At 71.3% G+C, this 16,208-nt stretch carries 16 protein-coding genes; 13 read left to right on the top strand and 3 right to left on the bottom strand.

Translation table 11 applies throughout. The features are described from left to right. Positions 1–111 precede the first annotated feature (111 nt). The 8 genes from AMK21_RS20320 to AMK21_RS20285 all read left to right on the top strand — a co-directional run bounded on the left by AMK21_RS20320 (position 112) and on the right by AMK21_RS20285 (position 7,026). On the top strand, positions 112–756 hold the full coding sequence (locus AMK21_RS20320; protein WP_073879863.1) for an HAD family hydrolase: 645 nt from the start codon (positions 112–114) through the stop codon (positions 754–756). A gap of 57 nt (positions 757–813) precedes the next feature. Beyond that, positions 814–2,022 carry an MFS transporter gene (locus AMK21_RS20315; protein WP_073879861.1) on the top strand — a complete coding sequence of 403 codons (1,209 nt, stop codon included), beginning with the start codon at positions 814–816 and terminating at the stop codon, positions 2,020–2,022. Continuing rightward, positions 1,991–3,163, top strand: coding sequence for an acetoin utilization protein AcuC (locus AMK21_RS20310; RefSeq protein WP_073879941.1), 1,173 nt, complete (start codon positions 1,991–1,993; stop codon positions 3,161–3,163). Before AMK21_RS20315 ends, AMK21_RS20310 begins: the two co-directional genes overlap by 32 nt. Before the next feature lie 103 nt (positions 3,164–3,266). After that, positions 3,267–4,082 (top strand): phosphatase, encoded by an 816-nt coding sequence (locus AMK21_RS20305; protein ID WP_073879939.1) that lies wholly within the window; start codon positions 3,267–3,269, stop codon positions 4,080–4,082. A 128-nt stretch (positions 4,083–4,210) separates the two neighbouring features. Further along, positions 4,211–4,423: a helix-turn-helix domain-containing protein gene (locus AMK21_RS20300; protein ID WP_015609302.1), complete on the top strand. Its 213-nt coding sequence runs from the start codon at positions 4,211–4,213 to the stop codon at positions 4,421–4,423. 152 nt (positions 4,424–4,575) lie between these two features. Continuing rightward, entirely contained in the window at positions 4,576–4,674 is a 99-nt protein-coding gene (locus AMK21_RS20295; protein WP_003948845.1) for a 30S ribosomal protein bS22, read from the top strand. Positions 4,675–4,845: 171 nt separating this feature from the next. Further along, positions 4,846–5,934: an NAD-dependent epimerase/dehydratase family protein gene (locus AMK21_RS20290; protein ID WP_073879859.1), complete on the top strand. Its 1,089-nt coding sequence runs from the start codon at positions 4,846–4,848 to the stop codon at positions 5,932–5,934. 15 nt (positions 5,935–5,949) lie between these two features. Beyond that, the gene (locus tag AMK21_RS20285; protein WP_073879857.1) at positions 5,950–7,026 is read left to right on the top strand and encodes a lysophospholipid acyltransferase family protein; all 1,077 of its coding nucleotides are present in this window, start codon (positions 5,950–5,952) and stop codon (positions 7,024–7,026) included. Between the two features lie 70 nt (positions 7,027–7,096). Here the strand turns inward: AMK21_RS20285 and AMK21_RS20280 are convergent, their stop codons facing one another. The 3 genes from AMK21_RS20280 to AMK21_RS20270 form a co-directional block, all read right to left on the bottom strand. Next, positions 7,097–8,320 (bottom strand): DUF5667 domain-containing protein, encoded by a 1,224-nt coding sequence (locus AMK21_RS20280; protein ID WP_073879855.1) that lies wholly within the window; start codon positions 8,318–8,320, stop codon positions 7,097–7,099. A gap of 227 nt (positions 8,321–8,547) precedes the next feature. Next, a complete protein-coding gene (locus AMK21_RS20275) occupies positions 8,548–9,324 on the bottom strand; it encodes an ECF subfamily RNA polymerase sigma factor, BldN family (RefSeq protein ID WP_026241604.1) in 777 nt (258 codons plus the stop codon). Positions 9,325–9,600: 276 nt separating this feature from the next. Further along, the gene (locus AMK21_RS20270; RefSeq protein WP_073879853.1) at positions 9,601–10,542 is read right to left on the bottom strand and encodes an HAD family hydrolase; all 942 of its coding nucleotides are present in this window, start codon (positions 10,540–10,542) and stop codon (positions 9,601–9,603) included. Positions 10,543–10,678: 136 nt separating this feature from the next. On the opposite strand from AMK21_RS20270, the gene AMK21_RS20265 reads away from it, so the two are divergent. The 5 genes from AMK21_RS20265 (at position 10,679) to AMK21_RS20245 (ending at position 16,143) form a co-directional block, all read left to right on the top strand. Beyond that, positions 10,679–10,969 (top strand): glutaredoxin family protein, encoded by a 291-nt coding sequence (locus tag AMK21_RS20265; protein WP_073879851.1) that lies wholly within the window; start codon positions 10,679–10,681, stop codon positions 10,967–10,969. A gap of 257 nt (positions 10,970–11,226) precedes the next feature. Further along, positions 11,227–11,994 (top strand): redox-sensing transcriptional repressor Rex, encoded by a 768-nt coding sequence (locus AMK21_RS20260; protein WP_073879849.1) that lies wholly within the window; start codon positions 11,227–11,229, stop codon positions 11,992–11,994. Then, complete coding sequence (locus AMK21_RS20255; RefSeq protein WP_073879847.1) at positions 11,991–13,493, top strand: glutamyl-tRNA reductase; 1,503 nt, start codon at positions 11,991–11,993, stop codon at positions 13,491–13,493. Before AMK21_RS20260 ends, AMK21_RS20255 begins: the two co-directional genes overlap by 4 nt. Continuing rightward, positions 13,490–14,476 carry a hydroxymethylbilane synthase gene (gene hemC, locus AMK21_RS20250; protein WP_073879845.1) on the top strand — a complete coding sequence of 329 codons (987 nt, stop codon included), beginning with the start codon at positions 13,490–13,492 and terminating at the stop codon, positions 14,474–14,476. Before AMK21_RS20255 ends, hemC begins: the two co-directional genes overlap by 4 nt. Continuing rightward, complete coding sequence (locus tag AMK21_RS20245) at positions 14,473–16,143, top strand: uroporphyrinogen-III synthase (protein WP_073879843.1); 1,671 nt, start codon at positions 14,473–14,475, stop codon at positions 16,141–16,143. Before hemC ends, AMK21_RS20245 begins: the two co-directional genes overlap by 4 nt. The last annotated feature ends 65 nt before the right edge of the window (positions 16,144–16,208 follow it).

Below are 16,208 nucleotides of genomic sequence, written 5' to 3'. Positions count from 1 at the left end.
TGCAGGGGGGACCCTGTGGGAGAGTAGGACGCCGCCGAACAATTTTTCCGGGAAAGCCCCGCACCGTATGGTGCGGGGCTTTTCTGCGTTCTGAGCGTCTAGGGTCGAACCATGCGCTACGAACTGGTCATCTTCGACAACGATGGTGTGCTCGTCGACAGTGAGCCGATCTCCAACACCATCCTCGCCGGCTACCTCACCGAACTCGGTCACCCCACCTCGTACGAGGAGTCGCTCCGCGACTACATGGGGGCCGCCGTGCACCGGGTGCACGACCTCGTCGAGGAGCGGGGTGGCGAGAAGCTCCCCGCGGACTTCGAGACCACCCTCTACGCCCGCACCTTTGCTGCTTTCCAGGAGGAGCTGGTGGCGGTGGACGGGGTCGAGGACGTGCTCGGCAAGCTCGTCGCCGACGGGGTCGACTACTGCGTCGCCTCGTCCGGGAGCCACGAGAAGATCCGGGTCGGGCACCGTAAGACCGGGATCGACCAGTGGTTCGAGGAGGAGTGGATCTTCAGCTCGGAGGACGTCGGACGCGGGAAGCCGGCGCCGGACCTGTTCCTGCACGCCGCCGAGCGGATGGGGGTCGCGCCGGAGCGGTGCGTCGTCATCGAGGACAGCCCGCTCGGCGTCGAGGCGGCCCGGGCCGCGGGAATGGATGTGTACGGGTTCACGTCGATGATGCCCGTGGACCGGCTGGCCGGAGTGACCGGGTACTTCTCGGACATGGCCCAACTCCCGGAACTGCTCGCCTGATCCACCTACCCATGGGTAGATCCTGGGCTTACGCTCGCGGCCATGACAGACGCGGGCATGACAGACGCGGGCTTGCGGCACGGCAGGGTCGCACTGGCGCTGAGCTTCGGTGTCCAGGGGGTGGCGTTCGCTCTCCTCGTGACGCGTATCCCCGCCTTGCAGGACCAGTACGGGATATCCGACGGGCTGCTGCCCGTCTTCCTCGCCGCTGTCCCGATCCTGGCGGGCGCCGGCAGCGTACTCACCGAGAAGGTGGTCGCGCGGGTGCGGCCCGGTGTCGTCCTGCGGTGGGCGCAGCCCCTCGTCCTTCTCGCTCTGCTCGGGGTGGGTGCGGGCGGCCGGCTCTGGCACATCGGAGTGGCGCTCGGGGTCTTCGGGCTGGCGGTCGGGGCGCTGGACGCCTCGATGAACATGATGGGCGTCAGCCTTCAGCGGGCGTCCGGGCGCTCCATCATGCTCGGGTTCCACGCCGCGTACAGTCTCGGGGGGATCGCCGGGGCGTCCCTGGCGTGGGTCGGGGCGCGCTGGGATCTGTCGCTGTTCGCGTCCTACCTCCCCGTCGTGGCGCTCCTGCTGACCGCCGCGCTGGTGGGCAGCAGGTGGTACACCGAGGGGCGGAGTCCGGAGGCGGCGGCCGGCGGAGGGGCTCCGAAAGCGGCCGGTGGGTCCCTGTCGTTGAAGCTGCTGTTGCCGCTCTGCCTGGTGATGTGTTTCGCGTACATCGGTGACTCGACCGTCTCCAACTGGAGTGCCAAGTACCTCCAGGACGTGCTCGGCGGGTCGGAGCAGATGTCGACCCTGCCGTACAACGTCTACATGGTGACGACGCTGCTGGGGCGGGCCGTCGGGGACCTCGGGGTGCGGCGGTTCGGTGCGGTGGCCGTCGTGCGGGGCGGGAGTCTGCTGGCGGCCGGCGGGTTCGCGGTGGTGGCCGGGGCGCCGGGGCCCTGGGTGGGGATGCTCGGGTTCACCATGCTGGGGCTCGGGCTCTGCGTGATCGTGCCGCAGACCTTCGCTGCGGCCGGGCGGTTGTTCCCGGGGCACAGTGACGCGGCGGTGGCCCGGCTCAATATCTTCAACTATGTGGGGTTCCTGGTGGGCTCGCCGCTCGTGGGGGTTCTGGGCGACGCGTGGAGCTACCGGGGCGCCATGCTCGTACCGATGGTTCTGGTGCTGGTGACGCTGGTGTATGCCCGCTCGTTCGCTCCGGAGCCCGCCCGATACGGTGGCGGGCATGAGCGGCCGCACACAGCTGATGTGGGATGACGCAGTTACGGGATACGACTTCGGGGAGAGTCACCCCATGGACCCGGTCCGCCTCGCCCTGACGATGGGGCTGGTGCGGGCGTTCGGGCTCGATGAGGCGGTGGACCTGCGGGGGGCGAAGCCCGTGGGGGACTCGACCCTGCGGCTCGTGCACCGGCAGGACTACGTGGCCGCCGTGCGGGCCGCGTCCGCGAACCCGCGGGCCGCCGACCAGGACTACGGGCTCGGGACCGTCGACGATCCGGCGTTCGCCGGGATGCACGAGGCGTCCGCGCTGATCGCCGGGCTTTCGGTCGGGGCCGCGGAGGCCGTGTGGCGTGGGGAGACCGCGCACGCGGTGAACTTCACCGGGGGGCTGCACCACGCCATGCCGGGCGCGGCCGCCGGGTTCTGCATCTACAACGACCCGGCCCTCGCCATCGCCCGGCTGCTTGAGCTCGGCGCGGAGCGGGTCGCGTACGTCGATGTGGACGTCCACCACGGGGACGGGGTGCAGGCCGCGTTCTGGGAGGACCCGAGGGTTCTGACCATCTCCCTGCACGAGCACCCGCGCACGCTCTTCCCGCAGACGGGGTGGCCGGAGGAGACCGGGTCCGGGGCGGGCGAGGGTTCCGCGGTGAACCTGGCGTTGCCCGCCGGGACCGGGGACGCGGGGTGGCTGCGGGCCTTCCACGCCGTCGTGCCCGAGCTGCTGGCCGATTTCCGGCCCCAGGTACTCGTCACGCAGCACGGGGCCGACACGCACTTCGAGGACCCGCTCGCCCACCTCGCCGTCTCCCTGGACGCGCAGCGGGCGGTGATGGAGTCCTGTCACGAGCTGGCCCACACTCACGCCGAGGGCGGGCGGTGGGTGGCGCTCGGCGGGGGCGGGTACGCGGTGGTGGATGTCGTACCGCGGTCGTGGACGCATCTCGTGGGGATCGCCGCGCACGCGCCCGTGGACCCGGAGTCGGTGGTGCCGCCGTCGTGGCGGGATCTTGTCTACGCCCGTACGCGGCAGCTGGGCCCCGGCCGGATGACCGACGGGCGCACGCCCTCATGGCAGTCCTGGGAGGACGGGTACGACCCGGCGGACCGGCTGGACCAGGCGGTCATCGCTACCCGTAAGGCGGCGTTCCCGTTGCGAGGGCTGCTCGCCTGACGTCCGCGTACCGGATGGGGCATTGTGCCGTGCGGTTACGCCAACGGTGGGGCGTACCGGGATTTCGGCCCGCCCGGGTGGCCGGTACGGCAGCATCCCGATGGTGATGAGCACCGGGGCGTTGCGCGCCCATCTGCTGGCGGCCCGGCTGGCCGGGCCTGTTGCCACGTCGCGCGAGAACAGTCTGCGCAGCTACCGGCTGTTCGCCGCGCGCGATCCGCGGGTGATGCTCGGGCTCTCGCCCGAGCGGGCCTGGGCCGAGCCGGAGGTGCTGCGGCTGATGGCGGAGAGGTGCGGGGTCTCGGCCGATCCAGCACATGTGTCGGGTCCGGACGCGATCGATCCGGAGCGGACGGTGGCCGCGCTGGACGCCTTCGCGGAGCGGCTGGGGCGGGTGGCGTCGCTGCGGGCCCCGGTGCTGCTGGGGACCGGGCATCCGCACCGGCTGCTGGGGTTCTACGCCGGGCTGGCAGACGCCTTGTCGTCGGCGGGATGCCCTGTCCTCACCCCCGCGCAGGGGAGATGTATCGACATAACGACCCGATTCGGCGTACGTACGTACCACCTCGACTACGTACGGGGGGTCGCGCTGGTACGCGAGCCCGGGGGGCGGCCCTCGGGTGGTGAAACCGGCGCACACACGCATTCCCCGCTGCCGGTCCGGGTGGCGCTCCAGGACGCGGCGGAGCGGTACGGGGTTCTTCCCGAGCTGGTGATCGGGGATCACGGGTGGGTCTGCGGTGCAGGTCAGCTCGGTATCGAGGCGATCGGGCCGGCGGATACGGATGATCCCGCGCTCTTCGTCGGCGAGGCCGAGGGGCGGGTTTCGGTCGTCGTACCGCTGGATGACGGGGTCCGTTCGCACTACTACCGGCCACTGACGCGGTATGTGCTCCACCGGGCCGGTCTGTCCTCGTAGCCGCCCGGACGTCCCTCCTCTTCCCCACTCGCACCACCCGCCCCTAACCTGGGGAGTGAGCGCACAGCGACGAAGAGTCACCGGAGGGGAAGCCGGTGCGCGTCCGGTGCGGAAGGTACAGGTGGGTCATGGCTGCTGACAACGAAAGGCCTCTGAACGAGGTCAGGTTTCTGACCGTGGCGGAAGTCGCCTCGGTCATGCGAGTGTCGAAGATGACCGTGTACCGCTTGGTGCACAGCGGTCATCTGCCGGCGATCCGGGTGGGAAGGTCCTTCCGGGTGCCGGAGCAAGCGGTTCACGCGTATCTCCGCGAGTCCTTTGTGGGGGTGGAATCAGCCTGAGGCCGCCCTCGGAACCCTGAGGAAGGCCGTCGGACGCCTGGGGTTTGCCCTCGGATTACGTCCCTCACCCGGTGGCGGGTAGGCTAGGCCGACGTAGGTCGTGTGGGCCCAGACGCCCCGCACCAGTGAAGATGAAGTGAGCGAGGGTAGTCGTGGGCTCTGTTATCAAGAAGCGGCGTAAGCGGATGGCCAAGAAGAAGCACCGCAAGCTGCTCAAGCGCACGCGCGTTCAGCGTCGCAACAAGAAGTAGGCGAACGCAGTTCGTGAGATCCGCAGCCCTCCCGCCGTTCCGGCGGGAGGGCTGCGGTGCGTTTCGGGGCATGGGGTCATCACAGGGCGGCGTCCACCCGCTACGGTGACGGCCAGGGAAGTTACCGCGGGAAGCAGGTACCGCTTCCCGGTCCGACGGAAGGCGCTGGTCTTGGGGAAGGTCGTCCTCGTCACAGGAGTGGCCCGGCAGTTGGGGGGCCGCTTCGTCCGGCGCGTCCAGCGCGATCCCGGGGTGGACCGGGTGATCGCCGTGGACGCGGTCGCGCCCTCGCATCCGCTGGGGGAGGCGGAGTTCGTCCGCGCGGACATCCGGCAGTCCGCCCTGGGGCGGATCCTGGCCGAGTACGCGGTCGACACGGTCGTGCACCTGGACGTCTCCGGCAAGGCGCTCGGCGCCGGCGGCCGGACGGCGATCAAGGAGACCAACGTCATCGGCACCATGCAGCTGCTCGGTGCCTGTCAGAAGTCGCCGACCGTTCAGCGGCTCGTGGTGAAGTCCAGTACGAGCGTGTACGGGTCGGCGCCCCGCGATCCGGCGGTCTTCACCGAGACCACCCCGCCCAAGTCGCTGCCGAGCGGCGGATTCGCGAAGGACGCGGTGGAGGTCGAGGGGTACGTACGGGGCTTCGCCCGCCGTCGGCCGGACGTCGCGGTGTGTGTGCTGCGGTTCGCCAACATCCTGGGGCCGCGGCCGGACTCGCCGCTGGCGGACTATCTGTCGCTGCCGGTCCTGCCGACGGTCTTCGGCTACGACCCCCGGCTCCAGTTCGTGCACGAGGACGACGTCGTCGACGTACTGGGGATCGCGGCGCGCGAGCCGCGGCGCGGGACGCTGAACAGCGGGACGTTCAACATCGCCGGGGAGGGCGTGCTGTTGCTCTCGCAGTGCTCGCGGCGGCTGGGGAAGCCGACCGTGCCGGTGCTGCTGCCCGCGGTCACGTGGGTCGGCTCGGCGCTCCGTACGATCGGGATGACCGACTTCTCGCCGGAGCAGATCCGACTGCTGACCCACGGCCGGGTGGTCTCGACCGTGCAGATGCGCGAGACCCTCGGTTTCCGGCCGGAGTTCACCACGGCCGAGACGTTCGCGGAGTTCGCGCGGAGCCGGGGGCCGGGGCTGCTGCCGCCGGAGACGGTGGGCAGGGCGGTGGACCGGCTGGCGGAGCTGCCGCTGCCGGGGGGTGCCGGGCCGCGGGAGCGCGGGGCCGGCGCGGTACAGACGACTCACGGCGCCAGGTAGAGGAGCGCGGCCACGATGGCGGATGCCAAGGTCATTCCGTTCGACGACGACCGTTCGCGGTCCGGTGGCGGCTCGCGTCCGGTCCGGCGCCGGACCGGGGGCGGCGGCGGTGGGCGGGACGACGGCTCCACGGCCCCTGTGAGCGCCCTGCCGGGCGGCCGGCTACCTGAGCCCTCCCCGGAGGCCGGGGCGGACCCGCAGGAGCCTCAGCGGCCCCAGGAGGCCCCGGAGCCCCCGGTGGGCGAGACCGGCGGTGGCTGGGACCGGCGGATCGCGGGCGGGCTCGCGTTCCTGCGACGGCGGGTCACCGGTGATTACGAGGTCGACGAGTTCGGTTACGACAAGGAACTCACCGACCAGGTCCTGATGTCGGCCCTGCGGCCGCTGGCGGACAAGTACTTCCGGGTCGAGGTGAAGGGCATCGAGAACATCCCGTCGGACGGCGGGGCGCTCATCGTGGCCAACCACTCCGGGACGCTGCCGCTGGACGGGCTGATGCTCCAGGTCGCGGTGCACGACAACCATCCGGCCGAGCGTCATCTGCGGCTGCTCGCCGCCGATCTGGTCTTCCATCTGCCGGTCGTCAACGAGCTGGCGCGCAAGGCCGGGCACACGCTGGCCTGTGCGGAGGACGCGCAGCGGCTGCTGGAGCTCGGCGAGATCGTCGGGGTGATGCCGGAGGGTTTCAAGGGGATCGGCAAGCCGTTCGGCGACCGGTACAAGCTGCAGCGGTTCGGGCGCGGCGGGTTCGTCTCGACGGCGCTGCGGGCGGGGGCGCCGATCGTCCCGTGCTCGATCGTGGGGGCCGAGGAGATCTACCCGATGATCGGCAACGCGAAGACGCTGGCGCGGCTGCTGGGTTTCCCGTACTTCCCGATCACACCGACGTTCCCGTGGCTGGGGCCGTTGGGTGCGGTGCCGTTGCCGACGAAGTGGACGATCCAGTTCGGTGAGCCGATCCCGACGGACGGCTATCCGCCGGAGGCGGCCGAGGACCCGATGCTGATGTTCAACCTGACGGACCAGGTGCGGGAGCAGATCCAGCACACGCTGTACAAGCTGCTCGTGCAGCGGCGGTCGGTCTTCTTCTGAGGGTTGGGGTACGTGAGGGGGGCCGGTACGCGATCCGCGTACCGGCCCCCCTCCGACGTACGTCCTACGGCTAGGGCTCGAGGTTCTCCCCGCTGATCCCGAGGCCGGGGAGGAGCCCGGGGAGCAGCGGGGGCAGGGTGACGTCCGGGGCGGGGCGGGGCGAGGTGCTGGGCCGGTCCTCCGGGGACGGCTGGGGGAGCCCGTCCGTGGGGAGGTCGTCGAGCAGTCCGTCCGTACCACCGCCGAGGAGGCCGTCGTCGGGGGTCGGGTCGGAGGAGCCGGGGGAGCCCGTGGGGTCCGACGGCTTGGGTGCGGTGCTGGAGTCGGGGCGGCCCTCGGACGGGGACGGGGCGGCGGGGGCGGGGTCGTCGGTCCGGGGGGTCCCGGTGTCCGGTGTGGTGGTGTCGCTGCGTCCGGTGTCCTCGCTGCCGCCCGGGGGGCGGGGGAGGAGGGACTGGAGCGGGGCGACGTCGTCCTCTATGGCCTCGAAGACGGAGCTGACCTGGTCGCGGATGTCGGTGAGCTGGACGGGGAGCCGGTCGCGGAGGCTGCTCCAGGCGGAGCGGTGCGAGCGGGAGAAGGTGTCCAGGGTCTGGATGGGGCCGATGGATCCGTCGCGCTGGTATGCGGAGTGGAGCAGGCGGTGGCCCTCGGAGGCGTCGTGGGACATGCCGTTGAGCGCGCGTCTGACGGCGCCGAGGGATTCGTGGTCCAGCTCGCCGGCGCGGCCGCGCTCCATGAGTCTGCGGGCCTCGCTGAGCCGGGTGGACGCCTGGTCCAGGTAGGCCTCGCCGCGGTCGGCGTCGCCCTTGGCCATGCCGAGGCTGATGTCCTCCATCCCGCGCTTCAGCCCGTACAGCGAGTCACCGGGCAGGGCGTCGGAGCTGGCAGCGGCCACCCCGCCGAACGCTCCGGCTGCCACACCCACGGTGAGCCCACCGGCGGTGAGCCCCTTCGCCCAGCGGGAGCGGGGTCGCAGTTTGCGCAGTGGTGAGGCCCGGTGGGCCCCCTTGCCCCGTTGTACGGGCACCGTAGGGCCCGTCGATGCGCCGCCCTCGGCGAACATGGTCTCCATGGCCGCGACGAGCTGGGCTCGCTGCACCACTTTGACCTCGGGGTCCAACTGCGGCTTCGGTAGCTCACCGAGGCCGTTCGCCAGGGCCAACAGCGGTCCGCGGTCGGCCTGGTCGGCCGGCTCCTCGGGCTGTACGGCCGCCGCACCCTGGGGGGTCTGCTCCTCCAGGGCCTGGGCGAAGGCGTTCGCCCGCCGGTGTGCCGAAACGTTTGCGATCACTGGCGGCACCTCCTCTCGTCATGACGGTCGACTCCCCTGGCGGTCCGGAAGGTTGCACACCTTGAGCGTTTCCACTCGATGGAGTGAGTGGTTACGGACATGGAGTGACGGCAGGGGGCCTGCAACCCGCACAACGAGCGCCGCGGCACTTGGGTTACGCACGAAAGATGATCGGACCAGTGCGTGAGGGGAAGGTCACTTACGGACAGCGGATGTGGCTGCCCCGGTCAGCGGGCGTCGTCGGGCAGGAGCCGGGCGAGCGTCCGCACGGCGCGGTACTGAAGCGTTTTGATCGCGCCCTCGTTCTTTCCCATCACCCGGGCCGTCTCGGCGACCGAGAGGCCTTGCAGGAAGCGCAGCGTGACGCACTCCTGCTGCTGTGGATTGAGTCGGCGCACGGCCTGGAGCAGTGCGGCGTTGGAGAGGGACTCCAGGACGGAGTCCTCGGGGGAGCGCGCCACCTCGTTGGCGTCCAGCATTTCGCCGGTGGTCACTTCCAGTCGGAACCGACTGGATTTGAAGTGGTCGGCGACCAGGTTGCGAGCGATGGTGACCAGCCAGGCGCCGAAGTCGCGGCCCTGCCAGGTGAACGTGGAGATACGGCGCAGCGCGCGGAGGAAGGTCTCACTGGTGAGGTCCTCCGCGGTCGCCTTGCCGCCCACGCGGTAGTAGATGTACCGGTACACGGTGTCGCTGTACTGGTCGTACAGGCGGCCGAAGGCGTCAGCCTCACCGGCCTGCGCGCGCTCGACGAGGTCCATCATGCGCGCGCTGTCGCTGTCGGCCGTGGGACGGCGGACGGTCGACGTGGTCGAGGCGGCGCGGGTACTGCGTCTTCCGACCGCCGCACTGCGTTCGGCCATGGCGTAGCACGGGCCGGCAGGTGCAGGGGTGGCAAAGGCGGGGACGGCGTACGCGGTGGGGACGAAGCCGCGCAGGCGGTCAATGACCGATGCACGCAGCGTAGCCAGGCCCGAGGCGTCAACCCCGACGTGTGGGTACACGGGACTCCCAGAGGCAGAGCTTCCATCACGAGCAGTTCGAAAAACGTCACTCGTCGTAACGAGCGGCGGTCTCCGTGATGCGTCTGAGGAGAATAACGCTTCGTGCAGGCGGCGCTACACCCAGTTGCCTAAATCATCGATTACGTCGCTTCTTGTATCGCTAAGTGGCGCATCGAGCAGCACATCGTGACCACTTATTGATCGGATTGCTTCGTGATCTGTCGCTCTACCGCCTGGCGCCCGGTTGACGGGCACAGCGCGTTGCGTGGGTCGCGGTCAGCGGCGGCGGCGGTGCAGGGCGAGAGCGGCGGCGGTGCCGCCCGCCAGTGCGCCGACCCCGGCCGCGGCGGGGATGCCGACCTTGGCCGCCTTGCGGCCGGTGCGGTAGTCGCGCAGCCGCCAGTCCAGGGCGCGGGCGTGCTTGCGGAGCTTGGTGTCCGGGTTGATCGCGTAGGGGTGGCCGACCAGCGAGAGCATCGGGATGTCGTTGTGCGAGTCGCTGTAGGCGGCGCACCGCTCCAGGTCCAGGCCCTCGGCCGCCGCCAGGGCGCGTACGGCTTCGGCCTTGGCGGGGCCGTGCAGCGGCTCGCCCACCAGGCGGCCCGTGTAGACGCCGTCGACCGATTCGGCGACGGTGCCGAGCGCACCGGTCAGGCCGAGGCGGCGGGCGATGATGGTGGCGGTCTCCACCGGGGCGGCGGTGACCAGCCAGACGCGCTGGCCGGCGTCGAGGTGGGCCTGGGCCAGGGCGCGGGTGCCGGGCCAGATGCGGTCGGCCATGTACTCGTCGTAGATCTCCTCGCCGATGGACATCAGTTCGGAGACGCGGTGGCCCTTGACGATGGAGAGCGCGCTGTCACGGGCGTCCTGCATGTGCTCGGGGTCCTCGACGCCGGCCAGCCGGAACCAGGCCTGCTGCCAGGCGAAGCGGGTGAGCTCGCGGCGCTCGAAGAACTTGCGCTTGTACAGGCCCCGGCCGAAGTGGAAGATGGCGGCGCCCTGCATGACGGTGTTGTCGAGGTCGAAGAAGGCGGCGGCGCGGTCGTCCCCGGCGACGGGGAACGCGGGCTCCTCGGGAGCGTCGGGGGCTCCGGTCAGGAGGGCGGATTCGTCCTCGGCCGAGGTCTTGCGTGCGGCCTCGGCCGCGGCCTCGCCTGCCAGGACGCTCCGTGCGGTTGCGGAACGCCTACGGGGTGTGAGCCATCCAAGAGCGGCCATGCGGTGAGCATAGCCAGTCCGCCGGTACGTGCCCGACCTGCCGGGATGCGGTGGTGTGAACTCTGCGAGGCCGCATCGTTAATCGGGCGATTCCGGACGGTCCGTCGGTCTGGTGGGTGGGCGCAGAATGAGAGGCATGAGTCCTCTGCTGCGTCGTACGAAGAAGAAGCCCGCCGAGCGGGTGGTCACCCTCGTGGGGAAGCCCGGCTGCCATCTGTGCGAGGACGCCCGGGCGGTGGTGAGCGCGGTCTGTGAGGAGACCGGTGCGTCGTGGGTGGAGAAGGACATCACCGAGGACGAGGCGCTGTACAAGGAGTACTGGGAGCAGATTCCGGTGGTGCTGATCGATGACGAACAGCACACGTTCTGGCGGGTGGACCCGGCGAGACTGCGCAAGGCGCTGGGTGCGGACGTGAAACTCGGTTAACATCGTGGGCGTTTTGAGTGGTCTCGGGGGCGTAGACGTGAGGAGTGTGTACCGCTTTGCCCCCTTCGAGGTTGCAACGGGCAGATGCGGTCCTTGGTTCCGGGGCCGCGCGGGCAATGTGCGTGACCCCGGTCACTTTGACCGGACAAAACGGACATCATCTTTGTGCACGCGTTCACAAAGACATAGCCTGCATTCGACGGGGCGGTCTTGGGACATACGGCCGCCTGCAGCCCCGCTCATCCCGCAGGAGCACCGTGGCAACTGGCCGAACTCACCGACCGGCGACCCGTAGCCGAGGAATTCCCGAGGCCACCGTCGCCCGACTTCCGCTGTACCTGCGCGCACTCACCGCGCTCTCCGAGCGGTCCGTTCCCACGGTCTCCTCCGAGGAACTGGCGACCGCGGCCGGGGTCAACTCCGCGAAGCTGCGCAAGGACTTCAGCTACCTGGGGTCCTACGGCACCCGCGGTGTCGGGTACGACGTCGAGTATCTCGTCTACCAGATCTCCCGCGAGCTCGGGCTCACCCAGGACTGGCCGGTCGCCATCGTCGGCATCGGTAACCTCGGCGCGGCCCTCGCCAACTACGGCGGCTTCGCCTCCCGCGGCTTCCGGGTCGCCGCGCTGATCGACGCCGACCCCGCCATGGCCGGTACGCCGGTGGCCGGGATCGCCGTCCAGCACACGGACGACCTGGACCGGATCATCAGCGACAACGGTGTGTCCATCGGCGTGATCACCACCCCGCCCGGCGCCGCCCAGCAGGTCTGCGACCGGCTCGTGGCCGCCGGGGTGACCTCCATCCTGAACTTCGCGCCGACCGTTCTCTCGGTGCCCGAGGGCGTCGACGTACGGAAGGTCGACCTCTCCATCGAGCTGCAGATCCTGGCGTTCCACGAGCAGCGCAAGGCCGGCGAGGACGCGCCCGTGGAGGGCGACGACCCCGAGGCCCCGCCGATGCGTGCCACGCCCGCGAGCCGGAAGGGACCCGACGGCGACATGCCCGCCGTGATGCCGGCATGAGCCTCCTCGTCGTCGGGCTGAGCCACCGCAGCGCCCCCGTCTCCGTACTGGAGCGGGCCTCCCTCGCTGTGGGCACCCAGGCCAAGCTGCTCCAGGACACCCTCGCCGCGGAACCCGCGACCGAGGCCGCCGTGCTGGCCACCTGCAACCGCATCGAGCTGTACGCGGACGTGGACAAGTTCCACGCGGGCGTCGCCGAACTCTCCACCCTGCTCGCCCAGCACAGCGGCGTCGGGCTGGACGAGCTCACTCCGTATCTCTATGTGCACTACGAGGACCGGGCCGTCCACCACCTCTTCTCGGTGGCCTGCGGCCTGGACTCGATGGTCGTCGGCGAGGGCCAGATCCTCGGCCAGATCAAGGACGCGCTCGCGCGCGGCCAGGAGCTGCACACCGCCGGACGGCTGCTCAACGACCTCTTCCAGCAGGCCCTGCGGGTCGGCAAGCGCGCCCACAGCGAGACCGGGATCGACCGGGCCGGGCAGTCGCTCGTCTCCTTCGGGCTCCAGCAGCTCGCCGCCGGGGCCGACCCGGGCCTCTGGGCCCAGGGCAAGCGCGCCCTGGTGATCGGCGCCGGCTCCATGTCCTCGCTGGCCGCCGCCACCCTGGCCCGGACCGGGGTCGCCGAGATCGTCGTCGCCAACCGGACCCGCTCCCGCGCCGACCGGCTGGTGGAGATCCTCCAGCAGGGCGACGACACCACCGTGCGCGCGCACGCCGTCGAGATGTCGGCGGTCGGCGACGAACTGACACGTGCCGACGTCGTCGTCTCCTGCACCGGCGCCACCGGCCTCGTCCTCACCGCCGACGCCCTGGCCGACGCCCTCGGCGTCACCCTGGACGCCCCGGCCGAGGCGCCCGCCGTCACGGTCCCCCCGGCCCCCGCCGACGTCGACCAGCACGCCGCCTGGGTGGAGAACGGTTCCGCCACCTCCGCCCCGGAGGCCAAGGCCGCGCCCCGTCGCGTCACGCTGCCCGCGCAGTCCACCGGACCGGTCAAGCTGGCCCTCCTCGACCTCGCCATGCCGCGCGACATCGACGGCGCCGCCCACCGCATCGACGGCGTCCGCCTCGTCGACATCGAGTCGCTCGCCGACGCCTCCGCCGACGCCCCGATGGCCGCCGACGTGGACCAGGTGCGCACGATCGTCGCCGACGAGGTGGCCGCCTTCGGCGCCGCCCAGCGCGCCGCCCATGTCGCGCCGACCGTGGTCGCCCTGCGCACCATGGCCGCCGGCGTGGTCGCCGGCGAGATCGCCCGGCTGGACGGCCGCCTCCCCGACCTGGACGAGAAGCAGCGCGCCGAGATCACCCAGACCGTGCGCCGCGTCGTCGACAAGCTCCTGCACGCGCCCACCGTGCGGGTCAAGCAGCTGGCCAGTGAGCCCGGCGGTGCCGGGTACGCGGACGCGCTGCGTGAACTCTTCGACCTCGACCCGCAGACGGTGGCCGCCGTCTCCCGGGCAGACCTGAACGACCCGAATAGAGGGCGGTCATGACCGACAACTCATCGCCGGGCGCGCGGAACTCCGCGCCGCTCCGGCTGGGCACCCGGCGCTCCAAGCTCGCCATGGCCCAGTCCGGCCTCGTCGCCGAGGCGGTCCGCGAGGTGACCGGGCGCGCCGTCGAGCTCGTCGAGATCACCACGTACGGGGACACCTCCCGCGAGCACCTGGCGCAGATCGGCGGCACCGGTGTGTTCGTCGCGGCCCTGCGCGAGGCGCTGCTGCGGGGCGAGGTGGACTTCGCCGTCCACTCGCTCAAGGACCTGCCGACCTCGCAGCCCGACGAGCTGGTGCTGGCCGCCGTGCCGCAGCGCGAGGACCCGCGCGACGCCCTGGTGGCCCGCGACGGGCTGACCTTCGCGCAGCTGCCCGACGGCGCCCGCATCGGCACCGGTTCGCCGCGCCGCATGGCGCAGCTCAACGCGTACGCCCGCTCCCGCGGCCTGCGGATCGAGACCGTCCCCATCCGGGGCAACGTCGACACGCGCATCGGGTTCGTGCGGGACGGGGAGCTCGACGCGGTGGTTCTCGCCGCCGCCGGGCTCAGCCGTCTGGGCCGGACCGGTGAGGTGACCGACTTCCTGCCGGTCGACACCGTTCTGCCCGCTCCCGGCCAGGGAGCACTGGCGATCGAGTGCGCTGCTACCAGCGCCGACCTCGCCGCCGCGCTCGCCGAGCTCGACGACCCGTACACCCGGGTCGCCGTGACCGTCGAACGTGCCCTGCTCGCCGCCCTGGAGGCCGGCTGCTCCGCACCTGTGGGTGCGCTGGCCGACCTCCTGGTCGACGGACAGGTTGTCAACGAACTGCGCCTGCGCGGAGTCGTCGGTTCCACCGACGGTTCCTCGCTGGTACAGCTGTCCACCACCGGTCCCGTCCCCACGTCGCACGACGACGCGGCGGCCCTCGGTCGCGAACTCGCGGCCGAGATGCTCGCCAAGGGTGCGGCCGGTCTTATGGGGGAGCGAGCACTTTGAGCCCCACCGGCCCCGCCGCATCCGACTTTCCTGCCCTGTCCCCACGAGGTCAGGTCACCTTCCTCGGCGCCGGTCCCGGCGACCCGGGACTGCTGACGCTGCGCGCCGTCGAGGCGCTTGCGAGCGCGGACGTCCTTGTCGCCGAACCGGACGTTCTCGACGTCGTTCGCGGCCATGCGCGGGCAGGCGTAAGCACCCCTGAGCTGGCGGTTGTTGACGTGCCGTCAACAGTCGCCGGAGTGCCCGTTCTCAGGGACGCGGCCAATCTTGTCATGGAGGCGGCGAAGGGCGGCAGGCGGGTGGTCCGTGCTGTCGCGGGCGACCCGGGCCTGGACGGCGACGCGGGCGCGGAGATGCTCGCCTGCGCCGCCGCCGGGGTGCCCTTCGAGGTCGTCCCGGGCGTCGCGAACGCCGTGGGCGTGCCCGCGTACGCCGGGGTGCCGCTGCGTGACGCGCAGGGCGCCGACGTGCGCTTCGTCGACGCGCGTACGGCCTCCGACCGGTGCTGGAGCGAGGTCGGCGCGAGCGACGCGACCGCCGTCGTCTCCACCACGCTGGACTCGGTCGCGGCCGCCGCCGGTGAGCTGGTCTCGGCCGGCCGCAAGCCCGACACCCCGCTCACCGTCACGATCGGCGGCACCACCACCCGCCAGCGGACCTGGACGGCGACCCTCGGGACGATCGCCCAGACCCTCAAGCAGGCGAAGGTGCTCCCGTCGCCGGAGGGGCACCGGCCGGTCATAGCCGTGGTCGGTGAGCGCAGCTCCGCCGCCCAGCGCGACCAGCTCGCGTGGTTCGAGTCCAAGCCGCTGTTCGGCTGGAAGGTGCTCGTGCCGCGTACGAAGGAGCAGGCCGCGTCGCTCTCCGACCAGCTGCGTTCCTACGGTGCGGTGCCGCACGAGGTCCCGACGATCGCCGTCGAGCCGCCGCGTACGCCCCAGCAGATGGAGCGCGCGGTCAAGGGCCTGGTCACCGGGCGCTACGAGTGGATCGCCTTCACCAGCGTGAACGCCGTCAAGGCCGTGCGGGAGAAGTTCGAGGAGTACGGGCTCGACGCCCGTGCGTTCGCCGGGATCAAGGTCGCGGCGGTCGGTGAGCAGACCGCCGCCGCGCTGGTCGACTTCGGTGTGAAGCCGGACCTGGTGCCCTCGGGTGAGCAGTCCGCCGCCGGGCTGCTGGAGGACTGGCCGCCCTACGACCCGGTCTTCGACCCGATCGACCGGGTGTTCCTGCCGCGCGCCGACATCGCCACCGAGACCCTGGTGGCCGGGCTGATCGAGCTGGGCTGGGAGGTCGACGACGTCACCGCGTACCGCACGGTCCGCGCCTCGCCGCCGCCGGCCGACACCCGCGAGGCGATCAAGGGCGGCGGCTTCGACGCGGTTCTGTTCACCTCGTCCTCGACGGTGCGCAACCTGGTCGGCATCGCGGGCAAGCCGCACAACGTGACGGTCATCGCGTGTATCGGCCCGGCCACCGCGAAGACCGCCGAGGAGCACGGCCTGCGCGTTGACGTCCTGTCCCCGGAGCCGTCCGTGCACAAGCTCGCCGAGGCGCTCTCCGCCTTCGGCGCGCAGCGGCGGGACGCGGCGAAGGAGGCCGGTGACCCGGTGACCCGGCCGAGCGAGCGGCGCCCGGGTGCGCGCAGGCGCCGGACGACGACGTAGCGGTTACGTGGATGAGGGGGCCCGGTCGCTTCGGCGGCCGGGCCCACCGCTGCTTCCGGGGCCTT

Origin of the sequence: Streptomyces sp. CB00316, from assembly GCF_001905595.1 — a bacterium.
GTDB lineage: Bacteria > Actinomycetota > Actinomycetes > Streptomycetales > Streptomycetaceae > Streptomyces.
The sequence above is the reverse complement of the archived record's forward strand: the minus strand, read 5'-3'. Positions and strand labels throughout refer to the sequence as shown.